This is a genomic window from Candidatus Pelagibacter sp. PS_44, from assembly GCF_059417735.1.
Genome location: NZ_CM182063.1, coordinates 858,898 through 879,521, shown reverse-complemented (window position 1 = coordinate 879,521; position 20,624 = coordinate 858,898). Strand labels below are relative to the sequence as shown.

The window sequence follows — 20,624 nt, the reverse complement described above, 5'->3', positions numbered from 1 at the left end:
TATGAAAAAAAAAATCTTAGTAATTTGTGGAGGAATATCCAAAGAGCGATTAATAAGTTTAGATACTGGAAAGCAAGTTTTTAATGAGTTAAAAAAAAATGGTTATAGAACTAAAATAAGTGAACCAAATAATAATTTACTTAAAAATATAAAATCATTTAAGCCAAATATAATTTTTAATGCTTTGCACGGACAATATGGAGAAGATGGCTATATTCAATCAATTTTAGAAACACAAAAAATTCCTTATACTCATTCAGGTATACTTGCATCATCAATTGCTATGGATAAAGAATTATCAAAAAAAATTTTTCTTAAAAACAAGATTTTAACACCAAAATATATTAAGTACGATTTTTTAAGACCAATCAAAAATATAACTAAAGAAATTGATAAAAAATTAAAATTTCCAGTTGTAATAAAACCAGTAAATGAGGGATCAAGTGTACATGTTTATATATGTACAAAAAAAGATTTCATAAAAAATTTGAAAAAATTAAACATTTATAAACAAATTTTAATTGAAGAGTTTATTGAAGGAAGAGAAATACAGGTTGCTGTAATGGGCCAAAAAGTGCTTGGCGCAATTGAGTTAAAACCTAAAAGAAAATTTTATGACTATGAAGCAAAATATAATTCAAACGCTAAAACAAAACACATAATTCCTGTAGATTTATCTAAAAAAGATTTGAGTAAGGTTGAAAACATCGCAAATAAAGCCCATCAAATAGTTGGCTGTCGAGGAGTATCAAGATCAGATTTTAAATATCATAAAGGTAAATTTTATTTACTAGAAATTAATACACAGCCAGGTATGACTAAACTTTCATTAGTACCAGAAATTGCGAGTCACAAAGGTATAACTTTTATCAAATTAATTGAGTGGATTTTAAAAGATGCATCAATCAATAGGTAAAAAAAATAAAATAGTAATTTATTTTATATTGCTAATTACATTAAGTACAATAAGTGGTAAATTTACACTCAACAATAAAGAATACTTATCTACAAATAATAAAATAACAATTCAAGGTCTTTCAAATGATAATAATTTTGACATTTCAAATAGACTTAAAAGTTTAGTTAATAAAAATATTTTATTCATTAATCGTAAAGAAATTGTCGACATAATTGATGACTACAATATTATAGAAAAATATAGCGTTAAACGAATTTATCCTGCAAATATAGTGATAAATATTACACCCACCAGATATCTAGCCCGAACATCAAATGACAATAAATTATTAGTTGGAGCAAATGGTAAACTTATTAGAGATGCAAAAAATTCAGAAAATTTACCTTTCTTGTTTGGAGATTTTAAATCAAAAAGCTTTTTAAGTTTAAAAAAAGATATTGAACAATCAAAGTTTACCTTTGATAAATTTAAGACATTATATTTTTTTAAGTCAAATAGATGGGATATTTTAACCAATAACGATATTCTGATTAAGTTGCCTTTAGAAAATTCCTTAGTAGCTTTAAATCTTGCATATAAGATTATTGAAGACGATCAAGTTAATAAAAAAATTATAGATCTTAGGGTAAAAGATCGCTTAACAATAAATTAATGTCTAATACAAATTATCAAACTTTTTTTGATTGTGGTTCATCTAAAATAAGAGCAGCAACAATTAATATAGATAATGACAATGATGCATACTTTACAGAAAGTGAATTTCTTAAAGACAATATAAGCCTAGAGTTAAAAATTAAAGAAATTGTAAATTTACTTGAGAGAGACTCAAACAAATATATCAACAGTGTAAATCTGATGCTAGATAGCCCTAAGATGCTCTCAATAAGTATTTCTTTATCCAAAAAACTTGATGGATCAAAATTAAAAAAAGAAAATATAAAATTTTTAGTTCAAGAGGCAAAACAAGAAATTTTAAAATATTATACTGGTTACAATATAGCCCATATCATCATTAATAATTATAAGATTAATGGAGTTGATTACCTCTTTTTACCAGATAAAATTAATTGTAATTTTTTTTCTTTAGACATACTTTTTATTTGCCTACCTTTAGAATTAGTTCTAAATTTTAAAGATATTTTTTCTAGATTAAATATTTTAGTTGATAGAATTATTTGTACAAGCTACGCAAAATCCATTCATTATAAAAGTAACTTAAATCTTAGTGGGCCCGTATCATTTATTGATGTTGGATTTGATAAAACATCTATAATTACGTATTTAAATGAAAATATAGCTCTGTTAGATGTTTTACCTGTTGGTGGTAACCATATTACAAAAGATCTCTCCAAGGTATTGGATATGAGTTTACAAAAATCTGAAAAAATAAAACTCAATTTTGATCAAAATAATATTCTTAGTGATGAAATTGAATCAGCAGACATGCTTCAAAAAATAATTTTTGCTAGAACGGAAGAAATCCTTGAGTTATGCAGCAAGTCAATTAAATCAAATTTATTTTTAACTGAGAAATTTAAGATGGTATTAACTGGTCAAGGATCTAAAATACTTGATAGTGAGCTCAAAGATAACATTTCCTTTGCAAATGATATTGATTTTTTGGAAGAAACACTTGAGGATATTTGTTGGTCAGGTTTCAGCTTAATTTCAAAACCAAATAAACAAGAAGTTTTAATAGTTCCAAAAAAATCAATAAAACAGGGTTTTTTTGAAAAACTTTTTCATTTATTTAGATAACCAAGTTAAGAATTTTTAGTATTTTACTGTAACATTTCTTGTTTTTCTTAATTTAATCCAACTATTTATAAGACCATTATGTCTGTTTTAAATCAAAAAACTATCAATCAAGATATTAAATTTAATGGTATTGGTCTTCATAGTGGCTTAGCTGTAACTATGACTGTAAAGCCTGCCGCACCAAATACTGGAATAATTTTTAAAAGAATAGATTTAAAAGAGAATAATGTTGTTGTTCCAAATATATTCAATGTAAGCAGTGCAGTATTTTGTACGACCATTTCAAATGATCATGGGGCAAGTGTATCAACTATAGAACATTTAATGGGAGCTTTATATGGTTTAGGTATTGATAATGCATTAATTGAAATTGATAATCAAGAGGTGCCAATTTTAGATGGTTCAGCAAAACTTTTTGTTGAAGCTATTTCTAAAATTGGGATTAAAAATAGTGATACCCCCATTAAAATTGTTAAGATTTTAAGGAAAATAGAATTTGTAGATGGAAACAAAACAATTACTATTGAGCCAAGTAAAATTAGTTTAGATATAGATTTTGAACTAAAATATACAAATGAATTTATAGGAACACAAAGAAACTCTGTAAAAGTTTTCGAATCTGACTTGAGTGATATTTATAACTCTAGAACATTTTGTTTGTTTGAAGATATAGAAAAATTAAAAGAATTAGGCCTAGCAAAAGGTGGTACTATTGATAATGCAATAGTTGTTAAAGATAATCAGGTATTAAATCAAAATGGACTTAGAAATCAAAAAGAATTTGTTAACCATAAGATTTTAGATTGCATGGGTGATTTGTACTTGGCTGGCTATAAGATAATTGGAAAAATAGTTTGTTCTCAAGGTGGTCATAAGCTTACAAATCAATTATTAAGAAAAGTTTTTGAAAATGATGAAAACTTTTCACTAATCGAAATTACTGAAAAAAATTTGCCAAATTCTTTTATAAATAAAAGTCATTTAAGGTCTATCGCTTAATTTTTTTTATTATATAAATTATAATAAATTAAATGAAATTTTTATCTAAATTAATAATATTATTATCAATCTTTATTTTAAATGGTTGTTCAAAAAATGATAAGGAAATTTCTTTAATTAAAGAGATTAATCAAGAAGATGAAATGATACAAGCTTACAAAGAAGGTGTAAAAGCTCTTGATGAGAATGATACTTTTTTTGCAGCTAAAAAATTTTTAGAAGCGGAGCTACTATACCCACAATCTGAATGGGCATCAAAATCATCTTTAATGGCATCTTATGCTTATTATATTGAAGGCAATTATTCAGAGGCCTTATACAATCTTGAAAGATTTTTAAAAACATATCCTAAAGACCCTAGAATGGACTATGTGCATTATTTAATTGGTTTGTCTTATTACGAAAATATTGAAGGAGAAAAAAAAGATATTAAACCATTAATAGAAGCAAAAAATAAATTTAAATTTGTAATTCAGAATTACCCTAACACTGATTTTGCACTTGATTCAAAGTTTAAAATAGACTTGATCAATGATGTTTTGGCATCAAAGGAAATGTATTTAGGTAGGCATTACATAAAAAAAGAAAAATGGGTAGCAGCAATCAACAGGTTTAAAATTGTATTGAATGACTATGATACAACAATTTATACGGAGGAAGCAATTCACAGATTAGTAGAAATTCATTATAAAATTGGTCTTGAGGGTGAAGCTAAAAAATATGCAAGTTTATTAGGATATAACTATCTTTCTAGTGAATGGTACAAAAAAACCTACAGCACACTCAATAAAGAATATAAAACAATAAAAGTTGAAAATGAAAAAAAAAGTTTAAAAGAAAAATTTAAAAAACTTTTTTAATAAATGGATAAGAAAAAAATAAGTAAAGATTATTTAGAAAAAATAAAATTATTAGAGGCATATAATAAAAATTATTATGATAATAATAGTCCAATTATTTCAGATCAAGAATATGATTTTTTTAAAAAGAAGATAATTGATTTAGAAAATTCCTACAAATTTTTAAATAATAAAAATTCTCCATCAAAAATTGTAGGTTTTAAGCCATCAAAAAATTTTGAAAAAATAAAACATAAAGTTCCAATGTTATCCCTTGGAAATGCATTTGACGAAGAAGACTTAAAAAGCTTTGAAAAAAAAATATTTAATTTTTTAAGCTTAGATGAAAAAAATATAATTGATTATAGTGCTGAACCTAAAATTGATGGAATATCAGCATCATTAATCTATATTAATGGAAAATTTATAAAGGGACTTTCCAGAGGTGATGGAGACGAAGGAGAGGATATTACAGAAAATTTAAAAACAATTAAGGATATTCCACATAATGTAAGTACAAAAAATTTTCCTAATGAAATTGATATTAGAGGTGAAGTGTTTATAGAAAATGATGACTTTAAAAAGATTAGTGAAAAATTTGCAAACCCTAGAAATGCAGCGTCAGGATCACTAAGACAGAAAGATCCAAATGTTACTGCTAAAATTCCATTGAAATTTATTGCTTATACCTTTGGTTACACATCAGAAATGAAGATTTATAATCAAACAGATTTTTTAGAAAATTTAAAAGTCTGGGGTTTTAAGACAAATCCATTTAATAAAAAAATATCAGGTATTAAAAATTTAATGCTTAATCATAAGAATTTAGAGGAAAAAAGAAAAGAAATAGCATTTGATATAGACGGTGTAGTTTATAAAATTAATGATTTTAGTTTACAAAAAAGATTAGGATTTGCTGCAAATGCCCCAAGATGGGCTATTGCACATAAATTTTCAGCTAATAGCTCAATTTCTGAAATAATAAGTATTGAGATCCAAGTAGGAAGGACAGGTGCCCTAACACCTGTTGCAAAGATTAAGCCAGTTAATATTGGTGGTGTTTTAGTTTCTAATGCCACACTACATAATGAAGATGAGATTATTAGGAAAGATATAAGAATTGGGGATACAGTGACCGTTGAAAGAGCAGGAGATGTAATACCCCATGTTGTTTCAGTTGATATAAAAAAAAGAAATAAAAACTCTAAAAAATTTAATTTTCCTCTTATTTGTCCATCGTGTGGCAACAAAACTGTCAAAGATTATAATGAGACAACAAAAAAAAAAGATGCTGTTAGAAGATGTACTAGTGAGGGATATGAATGTGAAAAAATTGCAATAGAAAAAATTAAACATTTTGTATCAAAAGAGGCATTTAATATTGATGGATTGGGTAAAAAGATTGTTGAAAACTTTTGGAGCTTAAAGCTAATAAGACTCCCACAAGATATTTTTAATTTTGATTATGATAAAATAGAAAAATTAGAAGGATGGGGAAAATTATCTGTTAAAAATTTAAAATTTTCAATTGAAAAAAAAATAACAATTTCTTTAGATAGGTTTATCTACGCTCTAGGAATTAGGCATATAGGACAAGAAAATGCTAAACTTATAGCAAAGCATTTAAAAACTGCAGATAATTTTTTTAAATTATCAAAGAATAAGAACATAGAAATTTTATCGAATATTGATGGTATTGGTAATACTCAAATTCAGTCAATAAAAAAGTTTTTCTTAAATAAAACAAATTTGGATGTGCTATCTGAATTGAGAAAAAAACTTAAAATACAAAATATGATTTTAATAAATGATAAAGGATTGTTGAATAATAAAACTTTTATGCTCACAGGTAAGCTAAATGGAATTAGTAGAGCAGAGGCAAAATCTTTAATTGAACAAAATTCAGGAAAAATAATTAGTAATGTGAATAAAAAATTAAATTATTTAATAGCAGGTGAAAAACCGACTATTAAAAAGATAAATACAGCAAGAGAATTAAATATAAAAATTATTGATCAAAAAGAATTATTAAAAATGCTAAATAAGACTGGCTAACCATCTTCTTTCATTTTTATTTAATGAAGATGAATACTCAGAGTAAATTTTTAAATGATATCTAAATAAATAATCTTTTTCAGATTTGTTTAGTAGCTTGTGATTGACCAAATCTTTTTCTATGGGAGCAAGCGTAAAATTATCAAATAATAACTTATCTTTAAATTTTTTTACATATATCAAATTTTCTATTCTAATTCCAAAATGACCTTTTTTGTAAAACCCAGGTTCATTACTCAAAATCATTCCTTTAGTTAATTTAATATTATTATATTTTGAAATTGATTGTGGACCCTCATGAACATTTAAGAAAAAACCAACACCATGTCCCGTTCCATGCGCATAGTCTAAGCCTACTTTTTTTAAAAATTTTCTAGCTCTAATATCTATTTTTTTTCCAGTATTAATTTTATTTAAATTGGTTTGAACAACTGCAATATGTCCCTTCAAAACATTAGTATAAGTATTCATTATGGATTTTTTTTGCTTAGAAAAACAAATGGTTCTAGTAACATCTGTTGTACCAAATTTATATTGACCACCTGAATCAATTAATAAAAGGTCTTGTTTTTTGATCTTTTTAGTATTTTTAGGTGTTGCTCTATAGTGAACTATGGCCCCATTAGATCCTGCACCAGCTATTGTATTAAAACTTGGGTATAAATAGGTTGGATTTAATTTTCTAAATTTTTCCAATCTATTTTGTGCATCAACTTCTGTAATTACTTTTTTATTAACATTCTTAATCCAATAAATAAATTTTGTTAATGCCAGCCCATCTTTTTTATGAGCTTCCATCATATGTTTTATCTCCTGCTCATTTTTAATAGATTTCAATTTATAAATTGGATCTTCAATTTTTAATAATTTGAATCTTTTTTTTATGATGTTTTCATATAAAATTGAACAAGACTTATTATCAATTATAAAATTACCCTCTTCTAACTGATAGAATAAATTAGATAAATTATTTTCATCAACAATATATTTTATATTTATTTTTTTTTCTTTAATAATAGTTTTTGCGTTAGATTTTTTAGTTATTAGATATATCTTTTTATTTTTACTAATAATTAATCTTGCATTTGGTATTGGACTGTTAGGATTATCATGGCCTCTAATATTTAGTAACCAGGCAACATTTTCGGGTGCACTCACAAACAAATAATCAGCATTATTTGATTTAATCAATTTTACTACTTTAGAAATTTTTGAATGATGAGATTCGCCTACAACATTTTTATCCAAGGAAAAAAAAGATTTTGTTTTTATCTTTTTAAATTTAAATATTTGATCGATTAAATTATGGTTTATTGCAGTTAAATTATTATTTGAAAAATATTTCTTAAGTATATTTTTTGTAAATAGACTTGGATCATAACCTAAGTTTAGATTTTTAATAATTTCATTTGGAAGTTTTTTATGTATCTCAATTATTTTATAATTATCCGAAGATTCTTGTTGAGCTTGAATAGTATATCTACCATCAACAAATAAATAATTTTTTTTATTTAAAATAACAGCTAAGCCCGCTGAACCTGAGAATTTTGTAATCTTCTTTAATCTATCATTTTTGGCATATTCAGAAAAATAATCATCATTTTTAGGAACAATGTAGCCATCAATTTTATATTTTTTGAATTTATTTCTTAAATTATTTATTTTTTCTATAATCATTTAATTCTTTTTTGATATCGTATCCAACCTGGGCTTCTTATTTCTTCATTAGTTTCAAAATCTTGATTAAATTCAAAATCATCATCTTTACTGTCATCGAAATATGAGTTTTTTTCTAAAAATTCTTCTGGCAGTTCATCGATAAACCTTGAGGCCATACTATCAATCCAATTTCCTTGGTAAAATCTATTCATTGCAAAAGACACAAGTGCTTTCTTTTTTGCTCTAGTTATTCCTACGTAAGCCAACCTTCTTTCCTCTTCAAGTCCATTTTGACCTTTTTCTTCAATTGATTTTTGGTGTGGAAAAAGTCCCTCCTCCCATCCAGGTAGAAAAACCACATCAAACTCCAGCCCTTTTGAGCCATGCATAGTCATCATATTAATTTTTTCACCATCCCAATCTTGATCAACTGATGTTGCTAATGCAACGTGTTCTAAGAAACTCTCTAAATTATCAAATTCTTTCATTGCACTGAGAAGCTCTTTAATATTCTCTAGGCGATTTTCATTTTCAACGTCTTTTTTATTCTTTAACATTGAAGAGTAGCCCGACTCATCTAAGACTAGCTGGAGTAATTTTACATGGTTAATTTTTTTTATATTGATATCGTTTCTCCATTTATCCATTAAAAATAAAAAAGAACTCAAGCCTATTTTAGTTTTTGGTTTGATTAAATTTTGTTCAATTAATTGCTTAGAAGAAATTTCTAAACTTGAGGAGTTTTCTTTTGAAAATTCATGTATTAATTTAATAGTACTTTCACCTATAGATCGTTTAGGAGTGTTTATTATTCTATCAAATGCTAAATCATCTTTAGGTTGATGAATTAACCTTAAATATGCAACACAATCTTTAATCTCCGCTCTTTCATAAAATTTTGTACCTCCCAAGATCCTATAAGGAAGCCCAATTTTTAAAAAACGTTCTTCAAATTCTCTAGTTTGAAAAATTGCCCTAACTAAAATTGCTATGTTATTAAAAGAATATTTTTTTTTTAATTTGTTTTCTATTTCATCTGAAATTCCTATTGCTTCATCTTTTCCATTTTTAAAACAATTAAGTTTAACTAAATCACCCTCATCCATTGTGGTTTTTAAAGTTTTGCCAACTCTATTTTGATTATTAGCTATTAAATTTGAGGCAACGGATAAAATATTTTGTGAGGATCTATAATTTTCTTCTAATCTTATTACTTTTACATTTTCATAAACCTTATCAAATTCTAAAAAATTCTTGATTTCTGCACCACGCCAACTGTAAATAGATTGATCATCATCTCCAACACAGCATAAATTTTTATGTTTTTCTGATAATAGATATAACCATCTACTCTGAATGTAGTTTGTATCTTGATATTCATCGACCAAAATATATTTAAAATTATTTGAATATATTTCTCTTATATCTAAATTTTTTTCTAAAATTTTTACAGCATGTAAAATTAGATCTCCAAAATCACACCCATTTAAATCTAATAGTTTTTGCTGATAAATTTTATATAAAGGAAGTACAGTTTTTTCATAAATATCATTTTTATTTATAATGACTTCATTTGGATAAAATCCTTTATTTTTCCATCTATCAATAATGGATAAAATATATTTTGGAGCCAATTGTTTAATATCTATATTTTCAGCTTTACATATATTCTTAATTAGTCTTACCTGATCATCTGTGTCAATGATCGTAAAATTAGATGTTAAACCAGCTGCAGGAGCATGTTTTCTCAATAATTTTGCACAAATTGAATGAAAAGTTCCTAGCCAAGATAATCCAGTAGCTTCAGAATTAAGCATAGAACTTATTCTATTTTGCATCTCCCTTGCAGCCTTATTTGTAAAAGTTACAGACAATATCTGATTAGGAAAAGCTTTCTTCTCTTTAATTATATGAGCGATTCTAGATGTGAGAACTTTAGTTTTACCCGAGCCTGCTCCAGCAACTATAAGTAATGGTCCATTAAGGTGTAAAACTGCTTCTTTTTGAGCTTTATTTAGATCATTTAAATAATCAGAGTTTATCATTTTAGAATATTCATTATAAGCTTATTAAATTTTATTAGTAGATATGAAACAAAAATATACCAAAAAAATTACAAATCTGATTGATTTATTGATCATAAATACACTATTAAAAGTTATATATAAAATAAAATATTTTTTTGTTTTGCATTTTTGGAATTTGTCTAAAAAATTTAATAAACTGTTTAACAACTTAGTAAAAAAACCATTATCAGACTTTTTTATAAAAATAAGTGATTTAATTAGTTATTTTTTTAAAAAAAAAATAACTAAAAATGTAAATACATTTACTCAAAATTTTTTTTTTAAGCTTGATAATTTAAAAACTAAATATTTTGGAAAAAGCTCTAAAATAAGTAATTTTAATAAATTTAATATTAGTGGATTAAATAAAGTTTTAATAACTTTAATTGGTTCATTGTTTTTATATATTTTTTACTTATTACTACCTAGTATATACGATAAAACTTGGGTAGAGGAAAAAATCAAAAAAAATCTTCTTAGTGAATTTAAAATTGATTTAACATCTACTGAAGATATTTCTTACCGTATTCTTCCATCTCCACATTTTTTAATTAAAGATACCAATATATTATCAAATGAGCCAAATAATAAAAAAACAATAGGTGAAGTTAGAAATTTTAAAGTATTTATCAATCAAGGTAATTTTTTTGATAAAGAAAAAATAACTTTAAAAAATATTATTATAAAAGATGCAAATTTTTCTTTATCAGGGATTGATTTAAAAAGATTTAATAGTTCAATTAAGGAGAAACTTTCTAATAAAAAAATTCAATTTGACAAAGGTAATATCTTTTTTAAAGATAACATTAACGAAATATTCGCTATAGTAAAAATTAATGATGCAAATCTTTTTTTTAATGATGAAGCATTAAATAACAAATTTAATCTCAAAGGAAGTATTTTTTCAATACCGTTTACATTCGAAATAAAAAGTAAAAATGATCAACAAATTGAAAAAAAAATTTCATTTAATGCAAAATCTCTTAATTTAGAAATTATTAATAATTATATTGTTGATAATGATGGTCAAGCTAAAGGAAATAATATTGTTACTTTCTTAGGAACTCTATTAAATTCAGAATTTAAATTAAGCAACAATAGTGTTATTTTTCTATCCAAAAATTCAAGAATTAAAAATAACACAATTGACTACAATGGAATTTTATCAATTAATCCATTTGATCTAGATTTAAAAATTGATTTAAATCATAATAAAATATCTAGGCTATTAAATTTTAATCCTATTTTAATAGAATTACTAAAATCAGAATCATTATTTAATAGCAATATAAGTTTAAAAATTCTTATCAATGCTAATTCAAATAACCAAAAGAGTCTTTTTCAAAATTCTAAAATCTATCTAAATATAATTAATGGTAAAATAAACTTTAATAAAACAAAATTTATTAATAGTGACATAGGATCATTTGAGTTAAGCAATAGTAATTTATTTGTCCAAGATAATAGATTGATTTTAAATACAAATTTATTTTTTGATATTAAGAATAATAATGAATTATTCTCATCTCTTAACACAAAAAAAAAATCTAGAGGAAAAATTAATAATGTTTTTATAAATTTTGATTATGATTTTTCAAATAATGTGATTAAATTCAATAATGTCAAAATTGATAATAAAAAAGTAGATGATCAAATTTTAAATATTATTGAGGAATTTGAGGATAATAATTTAAATAATATAATTAAAACTAAAAGATTATTAAATAATTTACTCGATGCTTATGAGGGGTAAATCATTTTTTTAGGATCTACTATCTGATCATAATCCTTCTCTTTTACAAGACCAGTTTTTAAAGTTTCTTCTTTTAAAGTAGTTCCATTTTTTAGAGCAGTTTTTGCAATTTTTGCAGCATTGTCATATCCAATTTTAGGAGCAAGAGCGGTAACTAACATTAGAGAGTTATCTAGATGCTCTTTAATTCTTTTCTTATTAGCTTTAATTCCTTTAACACAAAAGAGAGCAAAATTTTTTGTACTATCTGCAATAAGATCTATGGATTGAAGAACATTGTGGGCTATCATTGGTTTAAATACATTCAATTCAAAGTGACCATGAGAACCAGCAACAGTAATACCTGTATGATTTCCAATAACATTGGCACAAACCATTGTAACGGCTTCACATTGCGTAGGATTAACTTTACCAGGCATAATAGATGAGCCAGGTTCATTTTCAGGAAGAATTAATTCTCCATATCCAGCTCTAGGTCCTGATCCAAGAAATCTTATATCATTTGATATTTTCATCAATGCAACAGCACAAGTATTTAAAGTTCCTGAAAAATTTATAATAGAGTCGTGGGCAGCCAATTCAGCAAATTTGTTTACAGCAGGTTTAAATGGTAATTTTGTAAATTTAGCAATTTCTTTAACAATTTTTTTATCAAAACCTTTTCTTGAATTAATTCCAGTTCCAACAGCAGTGCCACCCTGTGCTAAAAAGAATATCTCTTTAAGGGCAAACTCTATTCTTTCAATAGATTTCTTTAATTGAACTTGATATCCTGAAAACTCTTGACCAAGTGATAATGGGGTTGCATCTTGTAAATGAGTTCTACCAATTTTAATAATACTTTTAAATTCTTTAGATTTTTTAGCTAATTCTTTTTCTAAAATTTTTAAATTTGGCAATAATTTTGATACAGTTTCTTGAGCAACAGATATATGCATAGCTGTTGGAAAAACATCATTAGTTGATTGAGATTTATTCACATGATCATTTGGATGAACAGGTTTTTTTGAACCTTTTTTTCCACCCAATATCTCAATTGCTCTATTTGCAATCACCTCATTTACATTCATGTTTGTTTGAGTACCAGAACCTGTTTGCCAAACTTTTAAAGGAAAATTTTCATCTAATTTTCCTTTTATCACTTCATCAGAAGCTTTTATGATTGAGTTAGTAATTTTTTTATCAATCTGTTTTTCTTTAAAATGTACTAATGCTGCTGATCTTTTTATAATTGCTATTGATTTAATTATTGAAATATTTACTAAAATTTTTCCAATGTTAAAAAATTTATTAGATCTTTGGGTTGACGCTCCCCAATATTTATCATTAGGAACGTTTATACTTCCAATACTGTCAAATTCTTTTCTTAATTTCATTGATTAATATATTATTCTTAATTTAGTATACTTATATATTAAAATTAAAAAACTTACAGGAGCTAAATGACAAATTTTAACAAAGTAAAAACTTTTATGAAAACCTTTGGCCAAGAGGTTAAAACTAAGCCATCTTTTAGTTCTGATAAGATAAATACTTTAAGATATGATCTAATTAAAGAAGAACTCGAAGAACTTAAAATTGCAATGGAAAATAAAGATCTTTTAGAAGTTGCTGACGCTTTAACAGATATTTTGTATGTAACTTATGGTGCTGGACATGCATTTGGTATCGATCTTGATAAATGTTTTGAAGAGGTTCAAAATTCTAATATGAGTAAGCTAGGTGAAGACGGCAAACCTATATATAATGATGCAGGAAAAGTTATGAAGGGTCCTAAATATTATAAACCTGATTTAAGTAAATTTATAAATTAATAGGGGCGTTCTGTTGCCAGGTGCCCCGGACCTATCTTCGTTAATGGCTCTAAACGAACCAAAACACTACGCTATAATGGCATTGTTGGAGTCCGTTTTCAAGGTCGAATTGCAACTGATATGAGACTCTTATTTAAGGTCCGAACCGTCGGCTGTTGCCTCCGGTCGTTTCGCAAGACTCAACTAAAAAAGGAGTCTCTTTTTGGAGGGGTACGGAGATTTAGTTAACGAGGGGGCATACCCCATTTTTATAAATATGGGACCCAGAGCTAACCCTATAATCAGAGTTTTAAACGTAGAGACACCCCGTTTTTGATTTTGAAAAATAAAGTTAAATCCGAAAAAATTATGCAAAATTTTATACCAAATTTTTTTTGATTTTTTGTGTAGCCTCCAATTAGTTGGATATACGCCTTCGGCTCTTTTTTGTTTCATATACTTTCGCATATACGCAGTTGAGTTGAACGCCATTATTTAGGATCTTTGCCTAAAGTTCTACGTAGAAGATCATTAACTATATCCCGTTCATCTGGTGTTAAGTTAGCAACTGCCATACCGGCTTTAAAATATGATGCTAAATCTAATTCTTTAATTCTAGGTTTTTTATAATCAGAAAATTTTATAACTTTGCCTCCACCTTCTAATCTAGCTCTAGCCATTAGACCAGATACACCCATCATAGCTTCTTCAATTTTTGCTAAAGCAGACTCTAAATTAATATCATCTAAAACCGTCTTTTCTTTTCTTGATAATGGACCGTCGATATCGGTTTCTTCATATTGTTTAATCCATTTATCGAAGGGGATAGAAGGGTCTAGATTGCCAAGTTCTATTTCTTTAATATATTTAGAATAATCTGGGTCGTCGATAGCACCACCACTATTTAAGGGCACCCGTACAGTTGCCACCGGAGCTTTGACCGGGGATTTAGCTTTAACGGGTTTTTTATTATTAGCTCTTAAACCATTTGCATCAAATATATTTTCAAATAATTTTTCTGTTTTTGGTGTACCTACTTTGCTTCTTTTTTCTTCGTTGAGTAGTCTGAAACGTTTGGCTTTTGCCATACGGATTAATTTTCTAGTTTCTTTATCTTGTTTTTTTATGTCAGAGGGTTTTGACTCTGCTAACATTATCTCATTTATGGTCATCGTATTTTGCATTTGTGGGTCCTCCTGTATAATGCGTTGTCGTTGGTCTTCATTTGAAGGATATGACTCCCTATCGTCCATTAAAAACGGTCTAGGTGGTTGTCTCCAATTTTCTGAATTGATTATATTTTTATTGTATAGATGCTTTGGTTTTAAAGCGTCTGAATCTCCGTACTGATACATCAACCGTTCAATACGTTCGGACATAGTTTCTTCTCTAGGGGTATTAACGTTCTGTTTGTTTAATGATTTATCCATAATAATCGTATTTCTTTTTTGGTGGAGAGAAGTCCTCCATTTGTCCACTATCGTGGTTGAACCATCTGCCGGACATTTGTTCAGACTCCCGGTCTCGTAGTCTTCTATCGTGTGCCAAATAATTTAGTTTCTGTCCTTCATCTGTTCTTTGAAAATGGATCTCGGCTCGGGATTGTGCCTCTCTTTTTTTTCTTTGCTGCACTCTGTCTTTTGCAACTGCAATAATATCATCTTTAATTTCTAATAAACCGTCTGCTGATAATTCATTATTTAATTTTGCTAACTTTCGCATATTGTTTAATTGCTCTAATTGCCAACCGTTCCGGGCGTTATGATAGTTTGTTTCGCCTTCTGCTACGTTCCTTCTTCTTTTTTTTCTGTTGTATTGGCTTTTGTATTTTAACGGTCTGAATTGGCTACCGTGAAATTTAGGGTTATTATGAGGCGTGACTTCTACTATGTTTGGACGGTCTCTCTCGGGTGCCTTATAAAAGTATTTTCCGTTTTCAAATTTAAAATTATTTTCTTCTAATCCTTTTAAACGTCGTTTTCTTATAGCAGACGTGGTTAATCCTAACATCGATGCATATTCTGATGCTGTTAATTTAAAAATTTTATCCATAACAAGCAATTTATCGTATCGTGAATTTTCACGCAATATATGGACGGACCCAACGCAATATTTCTCTAGTATAAACGTAGTCGTAGTAGTCCAAGTTCATTAACAACGACCACTACGACAGAAGTTTATTAGAATGGACAGCTCTGATTTTCGTCCAAATTTTTCAAATTATAATATCCATATTTAACTCCAGACATTATTTCGAAATTAATAGCCATACGTTGCATAGTTCGACTAATATTTTTGCCTTGTTTTGATTGAGCTGTATATCCGTAATATTTAATTATATCTAAAGGACGTACATCTTTTTTGCCTTCTTTATCTGCAAAGTATTTCATAGCATCTATTATGATCTTTCTATTTTCTTGCAACTCCGTTTCGGTTTTATTGCCAACAAAATCGTAAGTCATAGTTAGATCGTTCCACTTAACAGAATATTCGAAGTCCATTATATCTCGACCCCGACCCGTAATTGATGCATTCGGAGTATTATCTCCCCGGTCGATCAACCACATAGCATCGGTCATACCTTGCAATCCAACACTACCCGTTATTTTATCAAAGCTATAATCTTGTTGTGCTTTTGATAAGTGAGTTATGAAAGCAATACAAACACCAGACGTAATCGCCAACTGCTGCAACTGCCTTAAAAGTTCGTTGTCCATATCATACGCAGTACCTTTAGAGAAACCCGTTCGAGGTTTAACTCTAGCAAGAGTATCAATAACAATTAACTTCGGCATCGGTACACCTTCAATCCAACGTTTCAAATCTTCTTCTAATCCGAAACCAAGATAAGGAGACTCAATATCCGTAGTAGGAAAGTTCTCAACGTTATCGTGTCCAAGTTTTATAGTACGAGCTTTTAATCTACGTTTAGAATCTTCTAACGCTAGATATAATGCGTTGCCTTTTTCAACTTTATGTCCAAGATAATCAAGACCGTTCTCTACGCAGTAGCAAAGTTTTAACATTTGCCAACTCTTCATAGCTTTAGGTCTCCCGGCTATGCAGACTAAACCCTCTGGCAGAATTGGATTAACTACAAATTTTAATTCTGGAATATTCTCCGTCATTAAAGATTTCATATCTATCCCGTTCTGAAGAAAATCTCTTCTACTAGGTTTCTTGTTATAACCCTCTTCTCCGGGCGTTTTGCCTATATAAGACAGCCATTTCTTCACTTCTAGAGGACTAACACCTATGTATTCAGAGTATGATTGTACTCCGGCATTTTTTGTACCTTTGTCATTCGATGCAACTATCCTCTGAAATTTAGGACGTGAAGTATCTCTATCGTTAGGAAGGACCTTCGAATAAAAATCTAAAAGAAATTCAATCCGTTCTTCTGATGTCCAAGTTGTATAACGTTTCAGACAAGCATCTAACTTTAGAGCCCCGGTGTTTGCAGATTTAACATAAGGTGCAATAGCAGACGCAAAAGCAATCTTTCTATATTTTTTTTCTAAATCCTTATCAACAATCGGCATCTTAACATTAACCCACGTACGAGTTAACATCTCCCCGTTTTCTTTGTCCTTGGTTCTACCATAGACAACCGTTTGACCTTTAACTCTATACTCAACAGATTTGTTATCTTGAAGTTTTATATCTTCTTCTAGATTGTCTTCGTTCTGATAAAAGTAATGAGTCACTTGGATAGTGCCGTCGGGTCTTTCTCTACCTAACGTTAATGTATTGCTATCAAGCCATAACTCCCCAAACATTATGGACCAGAAATTTTCTAAATCGATATCTTTTAATTTAGATTTCTCTAGGTTTAATCCTTGGTTGCCGTCTGTATGCCACAACGGCTCTCCTCTATGATTGTTTAACGGTTTCTCCAAATGAGCTAAAGTATAATCTCTCGTTATTATTTCTTTATCTCCGTTAGCTTTCGAGTCTTTGTACAACGGTATAATAGCGAAACCCTTCTCCATTAATGTCTTTGCGTGTAGTATTTGATCTTGCATTAGTTAGGTCTCCTTCTATTGGTCTTGGTGCCGTACAATCTTTGTTTTAATATTTCGATTGCCTCAATATATTTTTCTTCTCTAGACTCCATTTCTTTTGTTATGTATTCGACAGTTTCTTTTGCATCAGAAAACTTCTTCTCCATTTCAACAAGTACTTTAGATAATCTAGAAATAACTAGAAACGATCTGCTTATGATGCGTTCTAAATCTCTATACCCAACTTCGCCGTGTCTGCAAATATCAGTAGGACCTTTCGGCATTGTGCCTCTGAATATTTTCTTAATTGTTTTATTGTTAGGATATAATTTAGTTGGTTTCGGATATCTCATTTTCAACCTCCTTTCTCAACTCAACTTCGATGCATTCTCCGTCGATTGTTATTTCTTTTTCTTCTTGTAGTTTTTGTTTGTATGGATTGTTTATTCTGTGTGAGAATAAATCTTCTATTGTGAAACTATTTTTTTTCATTAAGCCTCCAACAGTAGCCCGAACCACCTACGAGAGGATTGCCTTCTTCTCCTCCGGTAGCTTTATAATCTTCTAAAGGTTGAAACAAAATATCTTCGCAGACACATAGCGTATCAACATAATTTAATTTGTTGGACCAGATGCTGCTTTCAAAGTTTCTAGATTTTTCTAAATGATGCTCGTCGCATTTATGGCAATAGTGCCCATAACTAGACTTTTGATATTTTATTGTTAGTGGATTTTTTAACTCCCAATATTTAAACTTGGGTGCGTTTTGATAGAAAACATTCTGATGATTTCTAATTTTATAAAACAACGATAGAATTAAACGTCTGCTTTTATAAGCAACCCACTCAATCGCTGTTAGATTATTTTCTTGTATTAACATTATTATTGTCCGTTCGATTAAAGTCGGGGAGTAGTGCAAACCCCCCAACCGTTGTATTCACAACCGGACCAGCAGATGACGTTAGCTGAATAATGTTATTGTTATGAAACTTGCTAAAATGGAAAACAACGTGATTAAACTCACGTCCAATAAGTACTTTTGATTGATCAATCTCTTCTACCTTATTTTTAATTTCTATTTTCATAATCATCATAATCGAATATTTGCACTATCCGGTACGTTTAGAAATTTTGGAGAAGGGGCTATCCCTAATATGCAAGTCCTCTAAAACTTAAAGACTCGTCTCTGATGTTTATTTTAAAAGCGTTCAATCGTGTATCAGAGTTCGCTTCGATGGTGTTAGATATACACTATTTCTAGAGTCTCGTCTAGTCAGTACAATCTGGGATATTAACGCAGACTACTTTTGTTCTATTGCGATTTAAGGTTAACAACGTTGTTTATTTTAACTAATAAATCTTTTGGTTTTATTCGAGTATATCTTTTTAATTGGGACCAATCTTGGTGCCCAGATGTAGAGGCAACTTCTGCAATACTCCAACCGTTCAATAAAGCATTAGTACAATAACAAGCTCTCAAATCGTGAAAACGAAAGTCTAATATTTTTGCTTTTCTTGTAGCTTTGTTAAACCATTTTCTTAATCTTCTATCGTTGCAATCAAAGATCGCTGAACCAAATCTATATTTCTTTAATATATTAATTGTTTCGTCAGCCAACGGGATAGTTCTATCAGCACTATTTTTTGTATCATAGAACGTACAAAGTTTATTATCCCAATCAATATGGTCCCGTTTCATCTTTAGTATTTCTCCTTGTCGAGCTCCCGTTTGATACGCAAACTTAATTATATCTTTTAAAAATCTAATACGATCTTTCTCAACGGTGTTATTGCCTTGGCTGTTTTTTTCTTTATCTTGTTCTTCGGCTGCTACCAATAATCGAGTGTACTCTTGGTCCGTTAAAACACGGTCTCTCGTATCATCAAATTTATTTAACGTCACCATATCGCAAGGATTCTCTGCCGGTAGGTTAATACCCCACTCTCGCTTTGCAACTCTCCAAGAATGGCAGATTAAATTAATGTATTTATTAACCGTTGAAGGTTTTCTACCAACGGATAATTCTTTCATTAACTTATGGATATGATGCGACTTTAGCATCATTAAACTATTCAATCCGATCTTATGGTTTATTAAAAAATTGATAGTACAAGTCTCTTCTTTATATCCTTTCTTTAGGACCGTTTTCTCGTCTCTATATTTAATTAATATTTCTTTTAACGTTGTGCCTCTAGCCCCGGAGTAGTCCTCAAATTCGTTCTTCTCCATTAATAGCTCTGTACTTTTAGCGAAACGTCGGGCTGTTTTTAAATCCAAGAAACATTTATTAATTGTTGGATAACCCTTCTTTCTTATCTGAACAATCCAACGTCCAGACTTTCTTTTTCTAATACTTGCCATAACTTTCTTCTTTCTAGTTAGTTCAAAAAGTTAGACCGAAAGTGCAACTGTGGTGCAACTCTTGAACATTATTTATTCAAAAGCGTTATGGTTGTTAGCTAATAGCGAAAACAGTAGGGGCGTTCTGTTACCCGGTGCCCCAGACCGTGCTTCTATAATTAACCTAAGTTAATTATGCAGCAATAGCGTAACTTTCGTTAGCATTTAAAGTTTAGCCCGTCACGGTGGAACAATCCCGAACGAAAGAATAACCTTTAGTCACCCGTCGATCCTATTTCACCCCCTTAAGTTGTAAATGGTGGAGGTGGTGGGTACTGCCCCCACGTCCGTAATGGTTATTACGAAATTCGTTTATCGTCGTAGTTGGCAAGCCAACACTATTACTATAAAAGCATTTGAAGGAGATTCAATAAAAAT

At 28.8% G+C, this 20,624-nt stretch carries 19 protein-coding genes and 1 other RNA gene; 8 read left to right on the top strand and 12 right to left on the bottom strand.

All coding sequences use genetic code 11. The annotated features are described in order from the left end of the window. Position 1: 1 nt before the first annotated feature. The 6 genes from AC5SLO_RS04860 (at position 2) to ligA (ending at position 6,570) form a co-directional block, all read left to right on the top strand. On the top strand, positions 2-916 hold the full coding sequence (locus AC5SLO_RS04860; protein WP_494572858.1) for a D-alanine--D-alanine ligase: 915 nt from the start codon (positions 2-4) through the stop codon (positions 914-916). After that, positions 897-1,571, top strand: coding sequence for a cell division protein FtsQ/DivIB (locus AC5SLO_RS04855; RefSeq protein WP_494572857.1), 675 nt, complete (start codon positions 897-899; stop codon positions 1,569-1,571). Before AC5SLO_RS04860 ends, AC5SLO_RS04855 begins: the two co-directional genes overlap by 20 nt. After that, positions 1,571-2,677, top strand: a complete 1,107-nt coding sequence (locus AC5SLO_RS04850; protein WP_494572856.1) for a cell division FtsA domain-containing protein — start codon at positions 1,571-1,573, stop codon at positions 2,675-2,677. The genes AC5SLO_RS04855 and AC5SLO_RS04850 overlap by 1 nt, the downstream gene beginning before the upstream one ends. Positions 2,678-2,755: 78 nt before the next feature. Beyond that, complete coding sequence (gene lpxC / locus AC5SLO_RS04845; RefSeq protein WP_494572855.1) at positions 2,756-3,676, top strand: UDP-3-O-acyl-N-acetylglucosamine deacetylase; 921 nt, start codon at positions 2,756-2,758, stop codon at positions 3,674-3,676. Between the two features lie 32 nt (positions 3,677-3,708). Beyond that, positions 3,709-4,536 carry an outer membrane protein assembly factor BamD gene (locus AC5SLO_RS04840; RefSeq protein ID WP_494572854.1) on the top strand — a complete coding sequence of 276 codons (828 nt, stop codon included), beginning with the start codon at positions 3,709-3,711 and terminating at the stop codon, positions 4,534-4,536. Between the two features lie 3 nt (positions 4,537-4,539). After that, on the top strand, positions 4,540-6,570 hold the full coding sequence (gene ligA, locus AC5SLO_RS04835; protein ID WP_494572853.1) for an NAD-dependent DNA ligase LigA: 2,031 nt from the start codon (positions 4,540-4,542) through the stop codon (positions 6,568-6,570). On the opposite strand, the gene AC5SLO_RS04830 is transcribed toward ligA, so the two are convergent. Then, positions 6,553-8,247, bottom strand: a complete 1,695-nt coding sequence (locus AC5SLO_RS04830; RefSeq protein ID WP_494572852.1) for a M24 family metallopeptidase — start codon at positions 8,245-8,247, stop codon at positions 6,553-6,555. The genes ligA and AC5SLO_RS04830 overlap by 18 nt on opposite strands. Further along, entirely contained in the window at positions 8,244-10,274 is a 2,031-nt protein-coding gene (locus tag AC5SLO_RS04825) for an ATP-dependent helicase (RefSeq protein WP_494572851.1), read from the bottom strand. Before AC5SLO_RS04825 ends, AC5SLO_RS04830 begins: the two co-directional genes overlap by 4 nt. A 43-nt stretch (positions 10,275-10,317) precedes the next feature. On the opposite strand from AC5SLO_RS04825, the gene AC5SLO_RS04820 reads away from it, so the two are divergent. Further along, the gene (locus AC5SLO_RS04820) at positions 10,318-12,048 is read left to right on the top strand and encodes an AsmA family protein (protein ID WP_494572850.1); all 1,731 of its coding nucleotides are present in this window, start codon (positions 10,318-10,320) and stop codon (positions 12,046-12,048) included. Here the strand turns inward: AC5SLO_RS04820 and fumC are convergent. Next, positions 12,036-13,424 (bottom strand): class II fumarate hydratase, encoded by a 1,389-nt coding sequence (gene fumC / locus AC5SLO_RS04815; RefSeq protein WP_494572849.1) that lies wholly within the window; start codon positions 13,422-13,424, stop codon positions 12,036-12,038. The genes AC5SLO_RS04820 and fumC overlap by 13 nt on opposite strands. Before the next feature lie 66 nt (positions 13,425-13,490). Between fumC and AC5SLO_RS04810 the strand changes: the two genes are divergently transcribed. After that, positions 13,491-13,862, top strand: coding sequence for a pyrophosphohydrolase domain-containing protein (locus AC5SLO_RS04810; protein ID WP_494572848.1), 372 nt, complete (start codon positions 13,491-13,493; stop codon positions 13,860-13,862). Positions 13,863-14,332: 470 nt separating this feature from the next. On the opposite strand, the gene AC5SLO_RS04805 is transcribed toward AC5SLO_RS04810, so the two are convergent. From AC5SLO_RS04805 to ssrA, 9 genes are all read right to left on the bottom strand, one after another. After that, entirely contained in the window at positions 14,333-15,220 is an 888-nt protein-coding gene (locus tag AC5SLO_RS04805; RefSeq protein WP_494572847.1) for a hypothetical protein, read from the bottom strand. Between the two features lie 43 nt (positions 15,221-15,263). Beyond that, entirely contained in the window at positions 15,264-15,893 is a 630-nt protein-coding gene (locus AC5SLO_RS04800) for a hypothetical protein (RefSeq protein WP_494572846.1), read from the bottom strand. Between the two features lie 128 nt (positions 15,894-16,021). Further along, positions 16,022-17,866: an AAA family ATPase gene (locus tag AC5SLO_RS04795; RefSeq protein WP_494572845.1), complete on the bottom strand. Its 1,845-nt coding sequence runs from the start codon at positions 17,864-17,866 to the stop codon at positions 16,022-16,024. Further along, the gene (locus AC5SLO_RS04790) at positions 17,866-18,198 is read right to left on the bottom strand and encodes a hypothetical protein (protein ID WP_494572844.1); all 333 of its coding nucleotides are present in this window, start codon (positions 18,196-18,198) and stop codon (positions 17,866-17,868) included. The genes AC5SLO_RS04795 and AC5SLO_RS04790 overlap by 1 nt, the downstream gene beginning before the upstream one ends. After that, entirely contained in the window at positions 18,176-18,337 is a 162-nt protein-coding gene (locus AC5SLO_RS04785) for a hypothetical protein (protein WP_494572843.1), read from the bottom strand. Before AC5SLO_RS04785 ends, AC5SLO_RS04790 begins: the two co-directional genes overlap by 23 nt. Continuing rightward, a complete protein-coding gene (locus AC5SLO_RS04780) occupies positions 18,324-18,725 on the bottom strand; it encodes a hypothetical protein (protein WP_494572842.1) in 402 nt (133 codons plus the stop codon). The genes AC5SLO_RS04785 and AC5SLO_RS04780 overlap by 14 nt, the downstream gene beginning before the upstream one ends. Then, a complete protein-coding gene (locus tag AC5SLO_RS04775) occupies positions 18,706-18,930 on the bottom strand; it encodes a hypothetical protein (RefSeq protein ID WP_494572841.1) in 225 nt (74 codons plus the stop codon). The genes AC5SLO_RS04780 and AC5SLO_RS04775 overlap by 20 nt, the downstream gene beginning before the upstream one ends. Positions 18,931-19,157: 227 nt before the next feature. Further along, positions 19,158-20,207: a tyrosine-type recombinase/integrase gene (locus AC5SLO_RS04770; protein ID WP_494572840.1), complete on the bottom strand. Its 1,050-nt coding sequence runs from the start codon at positions 20,205-20,207 to the stop codon at positions 19,158-19,160. A 112-nt stretch (positions 20,208-20,319) separates the two neighbouring features. After that, positions 20,320-20,621, bottom strand: a transfer-messenger RNA (tmRNA) gene (gene ssrA / locus AC5SLO_RS04765). Between the last annotated feature and the right edge of the window lie 3 nt (positions 20,622-20,624).

What these genes read in the sequence shown, in the direction of transcription:
- AC5SLO_RS04860 (WP_494572858.1), top strand. Translation starts at nt 2, where the DNA reads ATGAAAAAAAAAATCTTAGTAATTTGTGGAGGAATATCCAAAGAGCGA.
- AC5SLO_RS04855 (WP_494572857.1), top strand. Translation starts at nt 897, where the DNA reads ATGCATCAATCAATAGGTAAAAAAAATAAAATAGTAATTTATTTTATA.
- AC5SLO_RS04850 (WP_494572856.1), top strand. Translation starts at nt 1,571, where the DNA reads ATGTCTAATACAAATTATCAAACTTTTTTTGATTGTGGTTCATCTAAA.
- lpxC (WP_494572855.1), top strand. Translation starts at nt 2,756, where the DNA reads ATGTCTGTTTTAAATCAAAAAACTATCAATCAAGATATTAAATTTAAT.
- AC5SLO_RS04840 (WP_494572854.1), top strand. Translation starts at nt 3,709, where the DNA reads ATGAAATTTTTATCTAAATTAATAATATTATTATCAATCTTTATTTTA.
- ligA (WP_494572853.1), top strand. Translation starts at nt 4,540, where the DNA reads ATGGATAAGAAAAAAATAAGTAAAGATTATTTAGAAAAAATAAAATTA.
- AC5SLO_RS04830 (WP_494572852.1), bottom strand. Translation starts at nt 8,247, where the DNA reads ATGATTATAGAAAAAATAAATAATTTAAGAAATAAATTCAAAAAATAT.
- AC5SLO_RS04825 (WP_494572851.1), bottom strand. Translation starts at nt 10,274, where the DNA reads ATGATAAACTCTGATTATTTAAATGATCTAAATAAAGCTCAAAAAGAA.
- AC5SLO_RS04820 (WP_494572850.1), top strand. Translation starts at nt 10,318, where the DNA reads ATGAAACAAAAATATACCAAAAAAATTACAAATCTGATTGATTTATTG.
- fumC (WP_494572849.1), bottom strand. Translation starts at nt 13,424, where the DNA reads ATGAAATTAAGAAAAGAATTTGACAGTATTGGAAGTATAAACGTTCCT.
- AC5SLO_RS04810 (WP_494572848.1), top strand. Translation starts at nt 13,491, where the DNA reads ATGACAAATTTTAACAAAGTAAAAACTTTTATGAAAACCTTTGGCCAA.
- AC5SLO_RS04805 (WP_494572847.1), bottom strand. Translation starts at nt 15,220, where the DNA reads ATGTCCGAACGTATTGAACGGTTGATGTATCAGTACGGAGATTCAGAC.
- AC5SLO_RS04800 (WP_494572846.1), bottom strand. Translation starts at nt 15,893, where the DNA reads ATGGATAAAATTTTTAAATTAACAGCATCAGAATATGCATCGATGTTA.
- AC5SLO_RS04795 (WP_494572845.1), bottom strand. Translation starts at nt 17,866, where the DNA reads ATGCAAGATCAAATACTACACGCAAAGACATTAATGGAGAAGGGTTTC.
- AC5SLO_RS04790 (WP_494572844.1), bottom strand. Translation starts at nt 18,198, where the DNA reads ATGAGATATCCGAAACCAACTAAATTATATCCTAACAATAAAACAATT.
- AC5SLO_RS04785 (WP_494572843.1), bottom strand. Translation starts at nt 18,337, where the DNA reads ATGAAAAAAAATAGTTTCACAATAGAAGATTTATTCTCACACAGAATA.
- AC5SLO_RS04780 (WP_494572842.1), bottom strand. Translation starts at nt 18,725, where the DNA reads ATGTTAATACAAGAAAATAATCTAACAGCGATTGAGTGGGTTGCTTAT.
- AC5SLO_RS04775 (WP_494572841.1), bottom strand. Translation starts at nt 18,930, where the DNA reads ATGAAAATAGAAATTAAAAATAAGGTAGAAGAGATTGATCAATCAAAA.
- AC5SLO_RS04770 (WP_494572840.1), bottom strand. Translation starts at nt 20,207, where the DNA reads ATGGCAAGTATTAGAAAAAGAAAGTCTGGACGTTGGATTGTTCAGATA.